This is a genomic window from Rothia terrae, assembly GCF_014705925.2.
Taxonomy (GTDB): domain Bacteria; phylum Actinomycetota; class Actinomycetes; order Actinomycetales; family Micrococcaceae; genus Rothia; species Rothia terrae.
Genome location: NZ_CP061539.1, coordinates 2,007,416 through 2,024,866, shown reverse-complemented (window position 1 = coordinate 2,024,866; position 17,451 = coordinate 2,007,416). Strand labels below are relative to the sequence as shown.

The 17,451-nt window shown below is 53.6% G+C and carries 15 protein-coding genes; 13 read left to right on the top strand and 2 right to left on the bottom strand.

The annotated features are described in order from the left end of the window. Positions 1 to 52 precede the first annotated feature (52 nt). Positions 53 to 1,114, top strand: coding sequence for a tryptophan--tRNA ligase (trpS, locus tag IDM49_RS09220; RefSeq protein ID WP_190724294.1), 1,062 nt, complete (start codon positions 53 to 55; stop codon positions 1,112 to 1,114). Between the two features lie 2 nt (positions 1,115 to 1,116). Then, complete coding sequence (locus IDM49_RS09215; protein ID WP_190724293.1) at positions 1,117 to 1,692, top strand: 2'-5' RNA ligase family protein; 576 nt, start codon at positions 1,117 to 1,119, stop codon at positions 1,690 to 1,692. 99 nt (positions 1,693 to 1,791) lie between these two features. On the opposite strand, the gene IDM49_RS09210 is transcribed toward IDM49_RS09215, so the two are convergent. Together IDM49_RS09210 and IDM49_RS09205 are read right to left on the bottom strand one after the other, a co-directional pair. Then, positions 1,792 to 3,159, bottom strand: a complete 1,368-nt coding sequence (locus tag IDM49_RS09210) for a hypothetical protein (RefSeq protein ID WP_190724292.1) — start codon at positions 3,157 to 3,159, stop codon at positions 1,792 to 1,794. Between the two features lie 98 nt (positions 3,160 to 3,257). Beyond that, complete coding sequence (locus IDM49_RS09205; protein WP_190724291.1) at positions 3,258 to 4,367, bottom strand: mannose-1-phosphate guanylyltransferase; 1,110 nt, start codon at positions 4,365 to 4,367, stop codon at positions 3,258 to 3,260. A 303-nt stretch (positions 4,368 to 4,670) separates the two neighbouring features. Here IDM49_RS09205 and sdhC point away from each other — a divergent pair, with 303 nt between their 5' ends. The 11 genes from sdhC to IDM49_RS09150 all read left to right on the top strand — a co-directional run bounded on the left by sdhC (position 4,671) and on the right by IDM49_RS09150 (position 17,412). After that, the gene (gene sdhC, locus IDM49_RS09200; RefSeq protein ID WP_168614758.1) at positions 4,671 to 5,054 is read left to right on the top strand and encodes a succinate dehydrogenase, cytochrome b556 subunit; all 384 of its coding nucleotides are present in this window, start codon (positions 4,671 to 4,673) and stop codon (positions 5,052 to 5,054) included. Between the two features lie 3 nt (positions 5,055 to 5,057). Beyond that, positions 5,058 to 5,543 carry a succinate dehydrogenase hydrophobic membrane anchor subunit gene (locus IDM49_RS09195; protein ID WP_190724290.1) on the top strand — a complete coding sequence of 162 codons (486 nt, stop codon included), beginning with the start codon at positions 5,058 to 5,060 and terminating at the stop codon, positions 5,541 to 5,543. Positions 5,544 to 5,582: 39 nt separating this feature from the next. Then, entirely contained in the window at positions 5,583 to 7,346 is a 1,764-nt protein-coding gene (gene sdhA, locus IDM49_RS09190) for a succinate dehydrogenase flavoprotein subunit (RefSeq protein WP_190724289.1), read from the top strand. A 1-nt stretch (position 7,347) separates the two neighbouring features. Next, a complete protein-coding gene (locus IDM49_RS09185) occupies positions 7,348 to 8,145 on the top strand; it encodes a succinate dehydrogenase iron-sulfur subunit (protein WP_190724288.1) in 798 nt (265 codons plus the stop codon). A 237-nt stretch (positions 8,146 to 8,382) separates the two neighbouring features. Continuing rightward, positions 8,383 to 9,609: an amidohydrolase gene (locus IDM49_RS09180; protein ID WP_190724287.1), complete on the top strand. Its 1,227-nt coding sequence runs from the start codon at positions 8,383 to 8,385 to the stop codon at positions 9,607 to 9,609. 282 nt (positions 9,610 to 9,891) lie between these two features. Beyond that, entirely contained in the window at positions 9,892 to 10,989 is a 1,098-nt protein-coding gene (locus tag IDM49_RS09175) for a BMP family lipoprotein (protein ID WP_168614753.1), read from the top strand. 205 nt (positions 10,990 to 11,194) lie between these two features. Then, positions 11,195 to 12,913, top strand: coding sequence for an ABC transporter ATP-binding protein (locus tag IDM49_RS09170; RefSeq protein WP_190724286.1), 1,719 nt, complete (start codon positions 11,195 to 11,197; stop codon positions 12,911 to 12,913). Next, positions 12,910 to 14,190 (top strand): ABC transporter permease, encoded by a 1,281-nt coding sequence (locus IDM49_RS09165; protein ID WP_190724285.1) that lies wholly within the window; start codon positions 12,910 to 12,912, stop codon positions 14,188 to 14,190. Before IDM49_RS09170 ends, IDM49_RS09165 begins: the two co-directional genes overlap by 4 nt. Beyond that, positions 14,190 to 15,470 (top strand): ABC transporter permease, encoded by a 1,281-nt coding sequence (locus IDM49_RS09160; RefSeq protein ID WP_190724284.1) that lies wholly within the window; start codon positions 14,190 to 14,192, stop codon positions 15,468 to 15,470. The genes IDM49_RS09165 and IDM49_RS09160 overlap by 1 nt, the downstream gene beginning before the upstream one ends. Before the next feature lie 143 nt (positions 15,471 to 15,613). Continuing rightward, positions 15,614 to 16,024, top strand: coding sequence for a cytidine deaminase (locus IDM49_RS09155; RefSeq protein WP_190724283.1), 411 nt, complete (start codon positions 15,614 to 15,616; stop codon positions 16,022 to 16,024). An 83-nt stretch (positions 16,025 to 16,107) separates the two neighbouring features. Continuing rightward, positions 16,108 to 17,412, top strand: a complete 1,305-nt coding sequence (locus tag IDM49_RS09150) for a thymidine phosphorylase (protein ID WP_190724282.1) — start codon at positions 16,108 to 16,110, stop codon at positions 17,410 to 17,412. Positions 17,413 to 17,451: the final 39 nt, after the last annotated feature.

Sequence of the window (17,451 nt, the reverse complement as noted above, 5' to 3'; positions counted from 1 at the left end):
GCCGCATTCGGTAGAACCACACAAATATCGTGAGTGAAAAGAAGTAAAGAACATGAGTGAAGAAAAGAACCTCAAGTCAGTTATCCCCAATGCCTCGCAGGGCGCTACGCGCGTCTTTTCAGGTGCGCAGCCTTCAGCTGACTCGTTGCACCTGGGTAACTATGTGGGTGCGGTGCGCAACTGGGTGAACATGCAGAATGAGCAGGGCACCGATTGCCTTTTCTTCATTCCCGATATGCACGCGATTACCGTGCCTCAGGATCCGGTGATCATGACTCAGCGTACGCGCATGACTGCGGCACAGTACATTGCGGCTGGCATTGACCCCGAGAAGACTCCGCTCTTTGCACAGTCACATGTTCCGGAGCACGCCCAGCTGGCATGGGTTCTGAACTGCATTACCGGTTTTGGTGAGGCTTCTCGCATGACTCAGTTCAAAGACAAGTCAGCTAAGCAGGGCGCAGATTCAGCCTCTGTTGGCTTGTTCACCTACCCGATTTTGATGGCGGCAGATATTTTGCTGTACCAAGCTGACCAGGTGCCTGTAGGCGAAGATCAGCGTCAGCACCTTGAGCTTACCCGTAACCTGGCGCAGCGCTTCAACGCTCGCTTTGGCGATACCTTTGTGGTGCCCGAAGGACGCATCATGAAAGAAACCGCTAAGATTTACGATCTGCAGAATCCCGCGTCCAAAATGTCGAAGTCAGCTGAGACCGATAAGGGCATTATCTGGTTGATGGATGAGCCTAAGAAGACCGCGAAGAAAATTAAGTCCGCAGTGACGGACGCGGGTAGCGAGATCAGCTTTGACCGCGAAAATAAGGCGGGCGTGTCTAACCTGCTGAGTATCTACTCGGCGATTACCGGTGAGAGCATCGACTCGATTGTGGCGCGTTACGAGGGCAAGATGTACGGTCACCTCAAGGTCGATTTGGCAGAGATTGCCGCTGAGACCTTCGGCCCGATGCGTGAGCGCGTCAACGAGCTGATGGCTGACCCTGCAGAGCTTGATCGCCTGCTAGCTATCGGCGCATCCAAGGCACGCGAGATTGCAAGCGTCACCGTAGAAAACGTGTATGAACGCGTAGGTTTCTTGCCGGCGGCTAAACTGTAATTATGACGTCTTCTTCGGAGCTGAATGCTGACGAAACACAGTCAGTACCTGTTTCGCCTACCCTGCTAGCACAGCAACGTTACGTGAGTATTCTGGCCAAAGTGCCCGACGAACTCGCGCACTATGTGCTTGCTTGGCGCGGTGCTCAGCCCGAGATCGATGATTCCGGTAGTGTTCACATCACGGTTCTGGTCTCACCGGAACCCGATAACATGGGCAATGTTTTTGAAAGCCTGCGAAACGCTCTCAGCGGCACCGGATCCATTCCCGTGACGGTAGGGGAACCCGCGTCCTTCTCGCCCATTACCGCGGTGAGCTATCTGACGATTGATGAAGGCGCTGACGAGCTCATTCGGTTAAATGCAATCAGTGAGCACGCGGCGGGCGCTAGCGCATCTCCTTTTGACTATCACCCTCATATCACCCTTGCCCAGCATGTTCCTGAAAACGTTATCCTGCGGTCTTTAGAGCATTTTGCGCAGATTCCTGAGCGCCTCAAACATTTTGAGATTGATACGCTTCGCGTCTATGAATTTGATGGTCAGATGTGGCGGGGCATCGGTTCTATCGACCTTTAGACCTCATGCGTCTGCCCTGTAGATATAAGGATGCGGGCGGATAGTTTTCACTATCCGCCCGCATCCTTTGCATGTGCATCTAATCTAGGTGGCTAGATCCTAGTGGTCGTCACCTTCGTGGTCGTGTTCATCGCCTTCAGCTTCGGGAGCTACACCGTCGCGGGCGCTCACGCCGTTGATTTCGTTGGGAGTTTCGGGCAGTTCGAGCTGTGCGAAGTCTTCCATTGAACCGTTAGCGATATTGGCAAGTGATACCGCGTGGAGCTTCTTGGTGGCGGGGTCGGTTACGTATGCTGTGTCATCCTGTACCCAGATTGCGGGGCGGGGTTCCTGCCATACCTCTGACTCGGTCCACGAGTCCATGAGGTCAACGCTTGCTAGTTCTTCACCGGTTTCTTCGTCGTAAGCGCGGAGCTTGCCATCGGTGGTGAGCAACAGGGCTTCGCCTTCAGGGCCGCGCGCAATGGAGCGGAAGGTGTAGCTGACGCCTTCGGGCAGCTGTACTTTCTGGATGCTGTCGGTCTCGGTGTTGACCAGTGAGAACTGCTCGGGACGTTCGAGTTCAGCGCCCTTGTCAGTCTTGTAGTCAGCCAGAACGATGGGGGAGTCCTGCGAACCAGCCTGGTTACCCAAACGCGCGTATGACTCTTCTGCCTGAACCTTGGTAAACTCACCGTTCTTGTAGATCAGTACGCCATCTTCACAGCCAACGGTGAAGGTATTGTTTGCAACTATTGCCTCACCGTGGACGCCGGGGCACTGATTGTTTTTGGTGACCGTTTTGCCATTTTCGTCAACAATTGCGGCGCCGGTGCGCTGGTCTTCGTTACCCACTGCAACCATGTACTGATCATCAGGCAGCGGAATTGCGAAACCGTGGTGAGGTTCGGGAAGGGTGACGGTCTTGGTTTCGATGGAGTCTTTAGCGGCGGTTTTCTTGTCATCGCCGGTCAGCGTCAGGGGATCTACAACCTCAAAGGAGCCTGAGCCGTCTGAGAAGAAAGCGGTCTTGCCGTTGTCAGAGATGACGTGGCTGGTTTCCTCTGAGTCCCAGCTCCAGTCGCTGAGGGTGGGCTTTGCTGAGTAGTAGTGTGAGTGGTCGCCGTGTGCCTGGCCCCAGTGGCCCATGTCGAGCAGACTGTAGCTGTTGCCGTTTGCGACGGCGAAGTGACGGTTGTCACCGGCCTGGCTCAGGCGAAGGAAGCCGTCTTTTTCGACGGTATCGACCATTTCCATGGTGCGTCCGTCAACGATCATGATGCCGCCGTCATAGCTGAGTGCTACGCGAGTGGTCGGGGTCGAGACCTCGGTTTCTTCTGATGAATCTGATGCTGGTGAAGAGGCAGATGCGCTGGCTGAGGTTGATGACGCGTCTGCGGTTGGTGAGCTTTGACCGCCGCAGGCTGAGAGTAGGAGGATGCCTGCAATGCCGGTCACTGTCAGGAGGGAGGAACGTGTGCTTTTCATGAACACCAGACTAACTTAAATGAGAATCATTTGCACACCAAAGGTATAAGAAAAGGCAGAACATGAGTGCCCTGCCTTTTCTGGGGAGGAAAACGTTCCTACAAAAGTTCTTGAAGTCCCTGATCTTTGAGCTCAGCAACGGTGCTTTTTACCTTCTGAGCTTGTGCTCGGGTGGTAACAAGCAGAGCGTCGGGAGTATCAACTACCACAACATCGTCCATGCCGATCACTGCGATCTTGCGGTCGGTTCCGCTAACCACGATGCCGGTGGATTTCTGATCTAGTACCTGATGCTCATCGCCGAGAACAAACAGGCCATCATCGGTTTTTTCAAGGTTGAGGCGGGCAACCGCGTCGAAGTCTCCCACATCATCCCAGCTGAATGAGCCGGGAACCATAGCCACCGCACCTGCTGCTGCGGCGGGTTCGGCAACCGCATAGTCAATGGCGGTTTTAGGCAGAGTTTCCCACAGGTTGTTCATGATTTCGTCACGCTCGGGGGTGTCCCATGCTTTTGCAATCGCGGTGACGCCGGCGTACAGCTCCGGCTCATTATTTTTGAGGTGTTCCAGCATGAGGGATGCCGGTGCCACGAACATTCCAGCGTTCCAGGTGTAGTCCCCGGTAGCCAGGTACTGGCTGGCGGTAACAGCGTCGGGCTTTTCTACAAACTCATCAACCGACATAGCGTTAGGCGCGTCCTCAAGGTGCAACGACTCTGTTGCCTTGATGTAGCCAAACGCGGTGGAGGGCTCGGTTGGGGTGATACCAATAGTGACAATCTTGCCGGTTGCTGCAGTGTTGACGGCCTCGGTGACTACCTTGTGGAACTCTGCAACGGGTTCAATCACATGGTCAGCCGCGAAAGAGCCGATAATAGCGTCCTGGTCGCGTTCAAAAATAATAGCGCAGGCAAGGCCAATTGCAGCCGCTGAGTCGCGAGGTGAAGGCTCAAGGACAAGGTCGGATGCGCGTAGTTCGCTCAGTTGCTGCGTCACGCGGTTGGCGTGGGCTACTCCGGTAACCACCATAACTGGACCGTTACACAGCGAGGTGAGGCGGTCGTATGTCGAACGCAGGAGTGACTCTTCACCACCGGTAAGGTTGAGTAGGAACTTCGGGGCAGTGGCGCGTGAGAGCGGCCAGAGTCGGGAGCCTACGCCACCAGCGGGAATGAGCGGGTAAAAGCGTTCAATCGGAGTTTTCATCGTCTAAAGAATACCTATTGTTTGTCATAAATGACATGAATAAAGAAGTATTTTGCGCAGATACTTCTCACATTACTTACAGGTGCAACTGACTAGAACCCTTATATAGCGGTCAAAAAGGCATTAAGGAAATAAAAATATGCCGTAATCTCAGGGCTCTAGGGCGCTGACATATTGTCATTTAACATCGCGTGATGCTGGTAACCTGTGAAGAAGAACAACACTCAATGATTAACTGCGCCGTGCGAATCTAAAAATATATAGATGATCACTCGCAGTTATTAGCGCGCAGGAGGTTATTCAGTGCCGAATACACCCAAAAATGGCACTCTCTACCGCGGCCGTGAAGGCATGTGGTCGTGGGTAGCCCATCGCATCTCTGGTATTGCGATTTTCTTCTTTTTGTTGGTCCACGTGCTGGATACCGCGATGGTTCGCGTATCTCCCGAGGCATACAACGCAGTGATGAGCATTTACAAGAACCCCATCATGGGTCTTGGTGAAGCGGCGCTCGTTGCAGCTATCGTTTACCACGCTTTCAACGGTATTCGTATTATTCTCGTTGACTTCTGGAGCGGCGGCACCAAAAACCACAAGACTCTGTTGTGGGGCGTATTGATTCTCTGGGCAATCGCTATGGCAGGCTTCCTGTTCCGTCACCTTCCTATCATTTTCGGAGGTCACTAAACTATGGCTACTCCCTTGAAAGCTAAAGTTGCAGCTCCCCGTAGCAACGACAACATTGTTCAGGGTGTTAAGTACAACCGCTCGTCCTCAAAGCGCAATAACTTTGAGATGGTTGCGTGGTTGTTCATGCGTCTTTCAGGCGTTGCGCTCGTTATCCTCATCTTCGGTCACCTCTTTGTGAACCTCATGACGGGCGAGGGTGTGCATCGCATTGACTTCGGTTTCGTGGGCGGTAAGCTCGCTAACCCCTTCTGGCAGGTTTGGGACATGCTGTTGCTGTGGCTTGCAATGTTGCACGGCACCAACGGCATTCGCACCATCATCGATGACTACGCACAGAAAGACAAGACTCGTGCCTTCTTGAAGGTCATTTTGTTCTTGGCTTCTGCGTTCATCATTCTCGTGGGCACGTTGGTTATCTTCACCTTTGATCCTTGCCCCACCGGTGCTGCAACTGAGTTGCTGCCGTCCTTCTGCCCGGCTCCGTAATAGCTACATCTAAGTTTTAGAGAAAGAAGCATTTTTCCAATGCAGGTACATAAGTACGACGTTGTCATTATCGGCGCAGGCGGCGCTGGTATGCGTGCGGCAATTGAGTCAGGTCAGCGTGCTCGCACTGCTGTTCTTACCAAGCTTTACCCCACCCGTTCACACACCGGTGCGGCGCAGGGCGGTATGTGTGCAGCTCTTGCGAATGTTGAAGAAGATAACTGGGAGTGGCACACCTTTGACACCGTTAAAGGTGGTGACTACCTGGTAGACCAGGATGCCGCTGAGGTTATGGCTAAAGAAGCTATCGACGCGGTTCTCGACCTTGAGAAGATGGGTCTTCCCTTCAACCGTACCCCCGAGGGACGCATCGACCAGCGTCGTTTTGGTGGTCACACTCGCGATCACGGTAAGGCACCCGTTCGTCGTGCATGCTACGCAGCTGACCGTACCGGTCACATGATTTTGCAGACCCTTTACCAGAACTGTGTAAAGCACAACGTTGAGTTCTTCAACGAGTACTACGTGCTTGACCTGATTATGGTTGAGGATGAAGACGGCAAGAAGCGTCCTGCTGGCGTTGTCTCCTATGATTTGGCAACCGGCGATGTTCACGTTTTCCAGGCCAAGTCAATCGTCTTCGCATCCGGTGGCTGTGGCAAGATCTTCAAGACCACCTCTAACGCACATACTCTGACCGGTGACGGCATGGCGATTGCTTTGCGTAACGGTATTCCCTTGGAAGACATGGAGTTCGTGCAGTTCCACCCGACCGGTCTTGCAGGCCTGGGCATTCTGGTGTCTGAGGCTGCTCGCGGTGAGGGCGGTATTCTGCGTAACTCAGAGGGTGAGCGCTTCATGGAGCGTTACGCTCCGACCATTAAGGACTTGGCTCCTCGCGATATCGTTGCGCGTTCGATGGCTAATGAGGTTCGCGAAGGACGCGGTTGCGGTCCTAATAAGGACTACGTTCTTCTTGACCTCACCCACTTGGAGCCCGCTCACATCGATGCGAAGCTTCCGGATATTACCGAGTTCGCTCGTACTTACCTGGGTGTTGAGCCCTACACCGAGCCCGTTCCGGTGTTCCCGACTGCGCACTACGCAATGGGCGGTATTCCCACCAACATCGAAGCTGAAGTTTACGCAAACTCAGAAGAAACCATCCCCGGTCTGTATGCAGCTGGCGAGGTAGCTTGTGTGTCTGTTCACGGCTCAAACCGTTTGGGTACCAACTCACTGCTTGACATCAACGTTTTCGGTAAGCGCGCAGGTATTTCAGCTGCTGAGTACGCGCAGACCGCAGATTTCTTGCCTATTCCTGAGGATGCGGCTAACCGCACTCTCGAGTTGCTGGGTATGCTTCGCGATGGCACCGGTACCGAAAAGGTCGGCGCTATTCGCAAGGAACTGCAGGACGTCATGGATGCGGATATGCAGGTGTTCCGTACTGCTGACACCATCAAGAACGCGCTGAATGTTATTGCTAACCTCGAAGAGCGTTACAAGAACATCTCAGTTCAGGACAAGGGCAAGCGCTTTAACCTTGACCTTCTTGAGGCTGTTGAGCTTGGCTTCTTACTCGAGCTGGCAAAGGTGATGTCAGTTGCTGCACTGCACCGTCAGGAGTCACGCGGTGGTCACTTCCGCGAGGACTTCCCCAACCGCGATGATGAGAAGTTCATGAAGCATTCCATGGTCTACCTTGACCCCGAGGCTGAAACTGAATCAATCGCTGGCCTGCGTTTCGACACCAAGCCTGTTATCTTTACCCGCTACGAGCCGATGGAGCGTAAGTACTAAAATGGCTAGTCAAAAAGCTACTGAAGAACTCAACGAACCGGCATCAAAGGTTGAACTGAAGTCTGAGACAGGCGGCGCTGACGCTATTCCTACCTACGACATCACCCTTCAGGTTCGTCGTTACAGCCCTGAGATTTCAGAAGAAGCTCACTGGGATGAATTTAAGCTGACCATGTTCGGCACTGACCGCGTGCTGGATGCCTTGCATAAGGTGAAGTGGGAGATTGACGGTTCGCTGTCATTCCGCCGCTCATGCGCGCACGGTATTTGTGGTTCAGACGCTATGCGTATTAACGGCCGCAACCGTTTGGCATGCAAGACCTTGCTCAAAGACTTGGATCTCACCAAGCCGATCACTGTTGAGGCTATTAAGGGTCTGCCCTGCGAGAAGGACCTCATCGTTGACATGGAGCCCTTCTTCCAGGCTTACCGCGAGGTAATGCCCTTCTTGATGAACGATGGACATGAGCCTGAACGTGAGCGCTACCAGTCGGTAGAAGACCGCGAGCGTTTTGACGACACCACCAAGTGCATTTTGTGCGCTGCGTGTACCTCATCATGCCCCGTTTTCTGGACTGACGGTCAGTACTTTGGTCCGGCAGCAATCGTGAACGCGCACCGCTTTATCTTTGATTCACGAGATGATGCTGGCGATATGCGTCTTGAGATTCTCAACGATAAAGAAGGCGTGTGGCGTTGCCGTACCACCTTCAACTGCACCGAGGCATGCCCCCGCGGCATCCAGATTACTAAGGCTATTGCCGAGGTAAAGCAGGCAATTATCGCTCGATCACTCTAAGGAATCGAGTCTCTATAAAGGCGGAGTCACTGAAGAAGTGGCTCCGCCTTTTGCGCGCCTCAGCGGCGTTCCGGATGATCCTTGTCAGCTCCCGCAGTAAACATCAGGTGCAGGGCTATTAAAAGTGCACCTGTGTTCCATTCGGGATATGAACGTCATAATTCGTAACAAGCCGGTGGAATCGTCACTCCCAGACACGAAAATGACGCTAACGCGAACTCGCACTATCCTTGAAATATGGTTTCATCATTCGCAGAGTCACAGTTGTCCGACAAGGTTCCCTCGGTGGGAAACCTGGTGGAAGAGTTTCTGCCGGAGCTTATTGAGTTCCGTCGTGATGTTCATGCGCACCCTGAGCTGTCTTTTCAGGAGTTTCGGACTACCGAGAAGCTGGCGGAACGTCTGCGTCAAGCCGGGCTAGAACCTGTTGCGTTGCCCGGAACGACCGGTCTGCGCGTTGATATCGGTGAAGGTCCTGTGGCAGCGGCTTTCCGTGCTGATATTGATGCGTTGCCTGTGCAGGAGCAGACAGGTTTGGAATGCTCATCGCAAACAGCTAATGTGATGCACGCGTGCGGTCACGATATCCACCTCACTGTCATGCTCGGTGTTGCGCTTGGTCTTGCGAAAATTAATGATGACAAGCCTTTGGGATGCACTATTCGGGTGATTTTCCAGCCTGCTGAAGAGCAGCAGCCAGGTGGTGCCCTGCGCGTCATCGAAGCGGGATGGCTCAAGGACGTGCCGCGTGCTTTTGCCCTGCACTGCGAGCCCAAGGTGGATGTCGGCAAGATTGGTACTCGCATCGGCGCGATTACATCGGCGTCTGACACCGTCCGCATTAATCTCAGCGGTCACGGGGGTCATACTTCGCGTCCGCACCTGACCGAAGATTTGATTTACGCGATGAGCCAGATTGCTATTAACGTGCCGGCAGTACTTTCTCGATTGACTGATGTTCGCTCCGGCGTCCTCGTGGTTTGGGGGCAAATTGAGGCTGGTGTGGCCTCTAACGCTATTCCTTCTACCGGTATGTTGGCTGGCACCATGCGCTGTTTGGATGCCGACGCCTGGTACAAGGCGGGACAGATTCTTGACGACGTAGTGGAACAAGTTGCTACTCCTTATGGAGTTACCGTCGATTTGGAACACGAACGCGGTGTGCCGCCTGTGGTAAACACCGAAGATGAAACCGCTTTGATTGAAAATGCGGCGCGAGCTGAGCTGGGGGAGGACTGCGTGGTCCTCGTTGAACAATCAATGGGCGGTGAAGACTTCTCATGGATGCTGCAAGAGGTTCCCGGCACTATGATTCGCTTGGGTACTCGTGCTCCAGGTGGTGAGACTTTTGATTTGCACCAGGGTGATTATAATCCTCAGGAGGACGCTATTGGTGTGGGCGTGCGCGTGATGACCTCTACTGCTTTGCGTGTAATTCGCTGGCATCTTTCTAGTGCGCAGTAATACCTGCCCGGTAGCTTAGCCCCATAAGAGTACGCATCGTATTGTCTGCTATTTACTATTACTTCAAAGTAACAAAACGCGGTCTTAAGGGTTGTGGCTAGACGCTTTAAAAGTACGCGGAGGAACTTTGTGTCGAAGATAGGAACAACCTCTAAAAATTTCGCTCAGTGCTGAAAAAGCTATTAGAATGTGTTCTGTATTGCTCAATCCTGATGGTCTTACCTTTTATAAAGCACACACAGCTTATTGACCCTCAGATCCTGATCTTTTGAAGGGATCCCCATGGCATTCTCACGCAAGCACATGGCAAGCGCAGGCTCAGTTCTCGGCATCTCAGCACTTCTTCTCGCCGGTTGCGGCGCTGCACCTGAAGAGAACTCAAGCTCGTCCGGCGAAAACAGCGACTACAAGGGTTGCATGGTTTCTGACTTTGGTGGCTTTGACGATAAGTCATTCAACCAGAACACCCACGATGGTCTGAAGGCCGCTGAGGAAGAGCTCGGCATGCAGGTTGGCGAAGCTGAATCAACCTCAGAAACCGATTACGGCCCCAACCTGAACTCCATGGTTCAGCAGGGTTGCAACCTGACCGTTACCGTTGGCTTCGGTTTGGCAGATGCTACTAAGGAAGCAGCAGCAGCTAACCCCGATAGCCACTTCGCAATTGTTGACGACAACTCCATCCAGGCAGATAACGTTCGCCCGATTGTATACGACACCGCTCAGGCAGCATTCCAGGCAGGTTACCTGGCCGCAGCTCAGACCAAGACCGGCAAGGTAGCAACCTACGGTGGTCAGAACTTCCCGACCGTTACCATCTTCATGGACGGTTTTGCTCAGGGCGTGGAGTACTACAACCAGCAGAACAATAAGGACGTCAAGGTTCTTGGCTGGGACACCAAGTCAAAGAGCGGTACCTTCACCGGTGACTTCGAAGACCAGGCAAAGGGCAAGACCAACACCCAGAACTTCCTCTCAGAGGGGGCTGACATCATCATGCCCGTAGCTGGCCCTGTGGGTGGCGGTACTCTCGAAGCTGTGAAGGAATACAACTCCTCACATTCAGATAAGCCCGCATCAGTGGTTTGGGTTGACTCAGACGGTTTCGAAACCAACCCTGACTACCAGGACATCATCCTTACTTCAGTGCAGAAGCTGATGAAGGAAGCTGTGCTTGATACCTTCAAGCAGGACGCTGCAGGCAACTTCACCAACGAGCCCTACATCGGTACCCTCGAAAACGGTGGCGTTACCCTGGCTCCCTTCCACAACTTTGACGATCAGGTTTCAGAAGAAACCAAGACCGCTCTTGACGACATCAAGACCAAGATCATCAGCGGCGAAATCAAGGTTGAGACCGAAGGCTCACCCAAGGCATAACAGCTGATAAACATATCTCCCCGCAACCGGTAGTTTTCACCGGTTGCGGGTTTGTTTCGTATGTAGGTGTACAGACAAGATGTGTACACTTGTTGAGATAGTTTTTAGGGCGGCAAGTCCTGGCAATCTATCTTCTTGCCGCGTCTGTGCTCATACACACCGTGGCTAGTTTCCCACTCGAACATCGTTCACAGAAAGCGCATCGATGAAACTCGAACTGCGAGAAGTTACCAAGCGTTTTGGTGATTTCACCGCTAATGACAGTATTGACCTGGTGGTTCGCCCCGGTACCGTTCACTGCCTTTTGGGTGAGAACGGCGCGGGTAAATCAACCCTCATGAACGTCATTTACGGTCTCTACCAGCCGACTGAAGGTCAGATTTTCGTTGACGATCAGCCCGTTAAGTTCAACGGTCCTTCAGATGCTATGGCTGCAGGTATTGGTATGGTGCATCAGCACTTTATGCTGGTTCCTGTTTTTACCGTGGCTGAAAATATTGCACTGGGTTCTGAGAAAACCAGCGGTGGCGTCTTAAACCTTGAAGAGACTCGCGTGAAAATTCGTGAGATTTCTGACCGCTACGGTTTTCATGTTGACCCTGATGCCGTGGTTGAAGATTTGCCGGTTGGCGTGCAGCAGCGTGTTGAAATCATTAAGGCGTTGGTGCGCGATGCTGAGGTTCTGATTTTGGATGAGCCCACTGCGGTACTGACTCCTGCTGAAACCGATCAGCTACTGGGCATCATGGATCAGTTGCGTAAAGACGGTAAATCGCTATTGTTTATCTCGCACAAGTTGCGTGAGGTACGTCAGATCTCTGATGACATCACCGTGATTCGTCGCGGACGCGTGGTCGGTAGCGCTGATCCTAGCGCGTCCACCAACGAGCTCGCGTCCTTGATGGTGGGTAAGGCTGTCCAGCTGACCGTCGATAAGGACGAGCCGCGCTTGAACTCCAATGCTTTTGAGGTAGAGAACCTGAGCTTGGTGGCGTCCAACGGTGTGCACCTTCTGAAAAACGTGAGCTTTACCGTCAACGGTGGCGAGATCCTAGCGGTAGCGGGTGTGCAGGGTAACGGCCAGACAGAGCTGGCAGAATCTATTATTGGTCTGCACCCCAAGGCGACCGGTTCTATGCGTTTGAACGGTGAAGAACTGCTGGGCAGAAGCACCAAGCAGGTTCTGCACAGCGGGGTGGGCTTTGTGCCTGAAGACCGCAGCAAAGACGGTTTGGTAGGCTCATTCTCCATTGCTGAGAACCTGATTCTTGATTTGTTCGACACTAAGAGCTTTGCCTCAGGTGGTAGCCTCAAACGCGCAGCAATTTCTGCTAATGCCGACCGCGCCGGTAGTGAATTTGATATTCGCATGGGCTCTCAAGAGGACGCGGCGTCTACTCTCTCTGGCGGTAACCAGCAGAAGATTGTGGTAGCGCGTGAACTTTCCCGCGACCTCAAGTTGTTCGTGGCATCTCAGCCCACTCGTGGCGTGGACGTTGGTTCTATTGAGTTCATTCACAAGCGTATTGTGGCTGAGCGCGATAAGGGAGTTCCGGTTCTCATTGTTTCCACTGAACTTGATGAGATTTACGCGCTGGCTGACCGCATCGCTGTGTTCTTCCACGGCGAGCTTATGGGTATTGCTCCCAAGGACACTCCGCGTTCTGTGCTCGGTCAGATGATGGCTGGCGCGAGCTACGAAGAAGCAGTTGCAAACCAGCATGAGGACCCTGAAGTCCTGCTCGCTAAGCAGGACGCTGCTGAAGGCGTTGTCTCTGAACAGCACGCTCAGAGCATCATTGAGTCCTCCTCTGCTCAGACTGCAACAGACCAAGCATCAACGTCACACCGCGGTTCTGTAGCGGCAGCCCAAGACCTACCGTGGGCAGATAACACCGACGCATCCAAAGGAGAGAAAGCATGAGCGCTGAGAAGCCTAAAGCGGTAAAACCCGCAGCTACCGCAGCACCTGCTAACCCCCAGATGGGGGAGCACGCTAAACCATCGCTCGCCACTCGACTGGCTGGTGGCGGTTTTGGACTGTCACTCGGTGCATTGATTGCGGCCTTGTTCTTGGGCGGTCTGCTGATTGCAGCCACCGACCCCGCAACCCAAAAAGCAGCAGGGTACTTCTTCGCGCGTCCTACGGATACTCTTTCTGCCGCGTGGAAAGCTGCAGCTGGCGCGTACAAGGCAATGTTCGAAGGCGCAATCTTCAACCCGAAGGGTAAGACCTTCGCAGATCAGATTCGTCCGCTCACTGAAACTCTTACCGTTGCGACCCCGCTGATTCTTGCTGGTTTGGCTGTGGCACTTCCCTTCCGTGCCGGTCTCTTTAACATCGGCGCGCAAGGACAGATTATTCTCGGTGCACTGGTATCAGGTTACGTTGGCTTTGCCTACAACCTGCCGCTTGCCCTTCACCTTTTGCTGGTGATTATCGGCGGTATCATTGGTGGTGCAATCTGGGGCGGTTTGGTCGGTCTTCTCAAAGCTAAGACCGGAGCTCACGAAGTAATTCTGTCGATTATGCTCAACTACATTGCAGCTAATCTGATTCTGCTTCTGCTCAAGACCCCTACCTTTCAGCGCGAAGGTAGCTCTAACCCCATCTCGCCGATTCTGCCCGATAGCGCCTTGCTCCCTCGTATTTTCCCGGGATCAGACCTGAACTTCCGTCTGCACTGGGGCTTTGTTCTAGCTATCATCGCGGTTATTTTCGCGTCATGGTTGATTGAACGTTCAACCATTGGCTTCCGACTGCGCGCTGTTGGCGCTAACCCCAACGCGGCACGCACTGCAGGCATCAACGTGGCAAACGGTTACATCATCGTCATGGCAATTGCAGGTGCACTCGCCGGTCTGGCTGGTGTTGCCCAGGTAGCGGGTACCGAAAAGACCCTGACCACCGGTATTGCAGCGTCCTTCGGCTTTGACGCTATCACCGTTGCACTGCTGGGTCGCGCTAAGCCTTGGGGTACCTTCTTCGCGGCTTTGCTCTACGGCGCATTCCGCGCAGGCGGCGTCATGATGCAGGCTACCACCGGTACCAACATCGACATCGTGGCTGTTGTCCAGGCACTCATCGTCCTGTTCATCGCAGCTCCTCCGCTGGTACGCACCATCTTCCGTCTGCCTGATCCTGCCAACCCGCGCAAGAAGAAGGCATCTAAGAACAACTCACTTCAGGGAGCACAGTAATGTCAGTTGCACTTGATACCTCACGAACTGAAGAAACCGCTGTTGTTCGTCGCTGGAAGAACCCCATCATCTATGCGGTACTGGCAGCTCTGTCCTTCTTCCTCATCGGACTGAACGCACCCGATAAGACAGTTGTCTTCCGACTATCCGACGGGCTGAAGAACTTCAGCATTCCTGACCTTTCTCTCAACGCCGGTGTGTACGGCTGGATATCAGTTGTCGCTATGGCCGCTATCGCTGCCTTCGCATTCATCACCATGAATAAAGGACGCGAGATCCCTCGCGGACTTCAGGGACTGTTCTGGTTCTTTTTCATCACCGGTATGCTGGTCTGGGTTATCGGCGCTGCACGCTCCTCAGAGCTCTCACTGGTTACTCTGCTGACCGGTGCACTTACCCTGTCAATTCCGATGATATTCGGCTCGCTCGGTGGCCTTTTGTGCGAACGTTCCGGCATCGTGAACATCGCTATTGAGGCTCAGCTTCTGCTGGGTGCATTCACCGCAGCGCTTGCGGCGTCGATGACCGGTAGCCCATGGGTAGGTCTTCTGGCAGCGATGATCGGTGGCGTTCTGGTTTCTCTGATTCTTGCCGTCTTCGCTATCAAGTACCTGGTCGATCAGACCATTGTTGGTGTTGTGGTGAACGTACTAGTTGCAGGTCTGACCGGCTTCTTGTACTCCCGCGTCCTGCAGGCAGACCCTGCGCACCTTAACTCAGCGCCTAAGCTTCCGACTTTTGAAATCCCCGTTCTATCACAGATTCCCGTGATTGGCCCGGTGCTATTCAACCAGTCGGTTTTGGTGTACATCATGTACATCACCGTGGCCCTGATTTGGTTTGCGCTGAACAAGACTAAGTGGGGCTTGCGCACCCGAGCAGTGGGCGAGCATCCTAAGGCAGCTGACACTCTGGGCATCAACGTCAACCGTCTGCGCTTTACCAACGTTCTGCTCGCAGGCGTCGTTGCCGGTATGGGTGGCGCGTTCTTTACCCTCGTTTCGGTGTCATCATTCAACGCGAATATGACTGCGGGTCAGGGCTACATCGCGCTTGCTGCGTTGATTTTCGGACGCTGGAAGCCATTCGGCGCGCTGTTCGCGTCCTTGCTGTTCGGCTTTACTCTGCAGCTCAACTTCGTACTGTCATTGCTGGGAACTTCGGTACCCACCGAGTTGCTGGCGATGCTGCCCTACCTGGTAACTATCTTTGCAGTTGCAGGTTTGGTTGGCGTATCACGCGGCCCAGCCGCATCCGGTAAGCCTTACATCAAGGGGTAAACCTAGCAATCTTTTGCACGCTCCTCGCATCATCAACGGGTAACACCGAGCAAGATGCGGGGAGCTTTTATATTGTCTGAAGAAGGCACCGCAAACCTAAAGAACAGAGTAAACTCAGTAGTCCACTGACTAAAGGAGAGCACATGGTGCACCAGCTTTCTGCTGAAGAAGCCACTATCGACTGGCAGACTCTGACAGACCACGCTACAGAAGCTATGCGGCATTCGTATTCACCGTATTCTAACTATGCGGTAGGCGCTGCGGCACTGGTTTCTGATGGGCGCATTGTGAGCGGTTGCAACATTGAAAACGCATCACTGGGCATTACCCTGTGCGCTGAGTGCTCCTTGGTGTCTGACCTCTTTCGTACCGGTGGCGGCAAGCTAGTTGCTTTTGCCTGCGTTGATAAAGAAGGCAATGCACTGATGCCGTGCGGACGCTGCCGCCAGCTCCTGTACGAACACGCTGCACCGGGAATGCTGTTGAAGTCGGTGAGCGGAATTATGACGATTGAGCAGATGCTACCGGATGCTTTTGGGCCGGAGCGTTTGTAGCTACCCAAGCTGGCGCTAGCGTAGATATCGCGTCCTTTAAACTGAAGATAAGAATCTGAAATAAGAAGCCAAGGAGCTTTCTCATGGCTGCTGAACTTTTTGATGCGGTGGATGTTATCCGTACCAAGCGTGATCGCGGTGAGCTAACTGATGAGCAGATTGACTGGGTGATTGATGCTTATACCCGTGGCGTAGTGGCTGATGAGCAAATGAGCGCGCTGGCTATGGCGATCTTTTTGAACGGCATGGAGCACCGTGAGATTTTCCGTTGGATGAAGGCAATGATTGCTTCGGGCGAGCGGTTAAACTTTGAGTCAATTGTGGGTGAGGGCAAGAAGATTGCAACTTCTGATAAGCACTCTACCGGTGGTGTAGGCGATAAGATTACGCTGCCTTTGGCTCCGCTGGTTGCTGCCTACGGCGTTGCGGTACCGCAGTTATCCGGACGCGGGTTGGGGCACACCGGCGGTACCTTGGATAAGCTGGAGTCGATTCCTGGCTGGGAAGCTAAACTCTCAAATGAACGTGTGGTGGAGATTCTTGGTTCCACCGGCGCGGTGATTTGCGCAGCAGGTGACGGGCTTGCTCCCGCCGATAAGAAACTCTATGCCCTGCGCGATGTGACCAGCACCGTTGAGGCGATTCCGCTGATTGCGTCCTCGATTATGTCGAAGAAAATTGCTGAGGGAACCGGTTCACTGGTGCTCGATGTGAAGGTCGGTTCTGGCGCTTTCATGAAGGACGAGGACCACGCGCGCAAGTTGGCGAAGATTATGGTTGAGCTGGGTAGAGATGCCGGTGTGAAAACTACAGCCTTGTTAACGGACATGAACACTCCACTGGGTCTGACCGTGGGTAATGCTTGCGAAGTTGAAGAAGCTGTAGAGGTACTTGCTGGCGGTGGACCTTCTGACGTTGTGGAACTTACTGTGGCGCTGGCTCGCGAGATGTTGTTGTCTTCGGGCGTTGATGTTGATCCTGCCGAAGCACTGAAAGATGGCCGGGCGATGGACGTGTGGCGCACCATGATCGCGGATCAGGGCGGTGACCCTGATGCTCGACTGCCGCAACCCAAAGAAACCCTCACCGTCAAAGCACCGTCTTCTGGTGTTCTTACCGAATTGGACGCGTACAAGGTGGGCGTCGCATCCTGGCGTTTGGGCGCAGGACGCGCGCGCAAGGAAGATCCGGTTCAGGCCGCCGCCGGTATCAAACTACACGCGAAACCCGGTGATACCGTCGCAGAAGGTCAACCTCTGATGACACTCACGACTGACACTCCCGAACGCTTTGAACGTGCAGAAGAACTGCTGCAAGAAGCCTTCACCATTGGGGGAGAGCAGAAAAACAATCCGCTTATTATTGACCGAATTGTGTCCTCACGATAATTAAACATCTGGTGTGGGGCGTTGTGTGGCGTATCGTTG

Coding starts and splice junctions, on each gene's coding strand:
- trpS (WP_190724294.1), top strand. CDS start 53: ATGAGTGAAGAAAAGAACCTCAAGTCAGTTATCCCCAATGCCTCGCAG.
- IDM49_RS09215 (WP_190724293.1), top strand. CDS start 1,117: ATGACGTCTTCTTCGGAGCTGAATGCTGACGAAACACAGTCAGTACCT.
- IDM49_RS09210 (WP_190724292.1), bottom strand. CDS start 3,159: ATGAAAAGCACACGTTCCTCCCTCCTGACAGTGACCGGCATTGCAGGC.
- IDM49_RS09205 (WP_190724291.1), bottom strand. CDS start 4,367: ATGAAAACTCCGATTGAACGCTTTTACCCGCTCATTCCCGCTGGTGGC.
- IDM49_RS09195 (WP_190724290.1), top strand. CDS start 5,058: ATGGCTACTCCCTTGAAAGCTAAAGTTGCAGCTCCCCGTAGCAACGAC.
- sdhA (WP_190724289.1), top strand. CDS start 5,583: ATGCAGGTACATAAGTACGACGTTGTCATTATCGGCGCAGGCGGCGCT.
- IDM49_RS09185 (WP_190724288.1), top strand. CDS start 7,348: ATGGCTAGTCAAAAAGCTACTGAAGAACTCAACGAACCGGCATCAAAG.
- IDM49_RS09180 (WP_190724287.1), top strand. CDS start 8,383: ATGGTTTCATCATTCGCAGAGTCACAGTTGTCCGACAAGGTTCCCTCG.
- IDM49_RS09175 (WP_168614753.1), top strand. CDS start 9,892: ATGGCATTCTCACGCAAGCACATGGCAAGCGCAGGCTCAGTTCTCGGC.
- IDM49_RS09170 (WP_190724286.1), top strand. CDS start 11,195: ATGAAACTCGAACTGCGAGAAGTTACCAAGCGTTTTGGTGATTTCACC.
- IDM49_RS09165 (WP_190724285.1), top strand. CDS start 12,910: ATGAGCGCTGAGAAGCCTAAAGCGGTAAAACCCGCAGCTACCGCAGCA.
- IDM49_RS09160 (WP_190724284.1), top strand. CDS start 14,190: ATGTCAGTTGCACTTGATACCTCACGAACTGAAGAAACCGCTGTTGTT.
- IDM49_RS09155 (WP_190724283.1), top strand. CDS start 15,614: ATGGTGCACCAGCTTTCTGCTGAAGAAGCCACTATCGACTGGCAGACT.
- IDM49_RS09150 (WP_190724282.1), top strand. CDS start 16,108: ATGGCTGCTGAACTTTTTGATGCGGTGGATGTTATCCGTACCAAGCGT.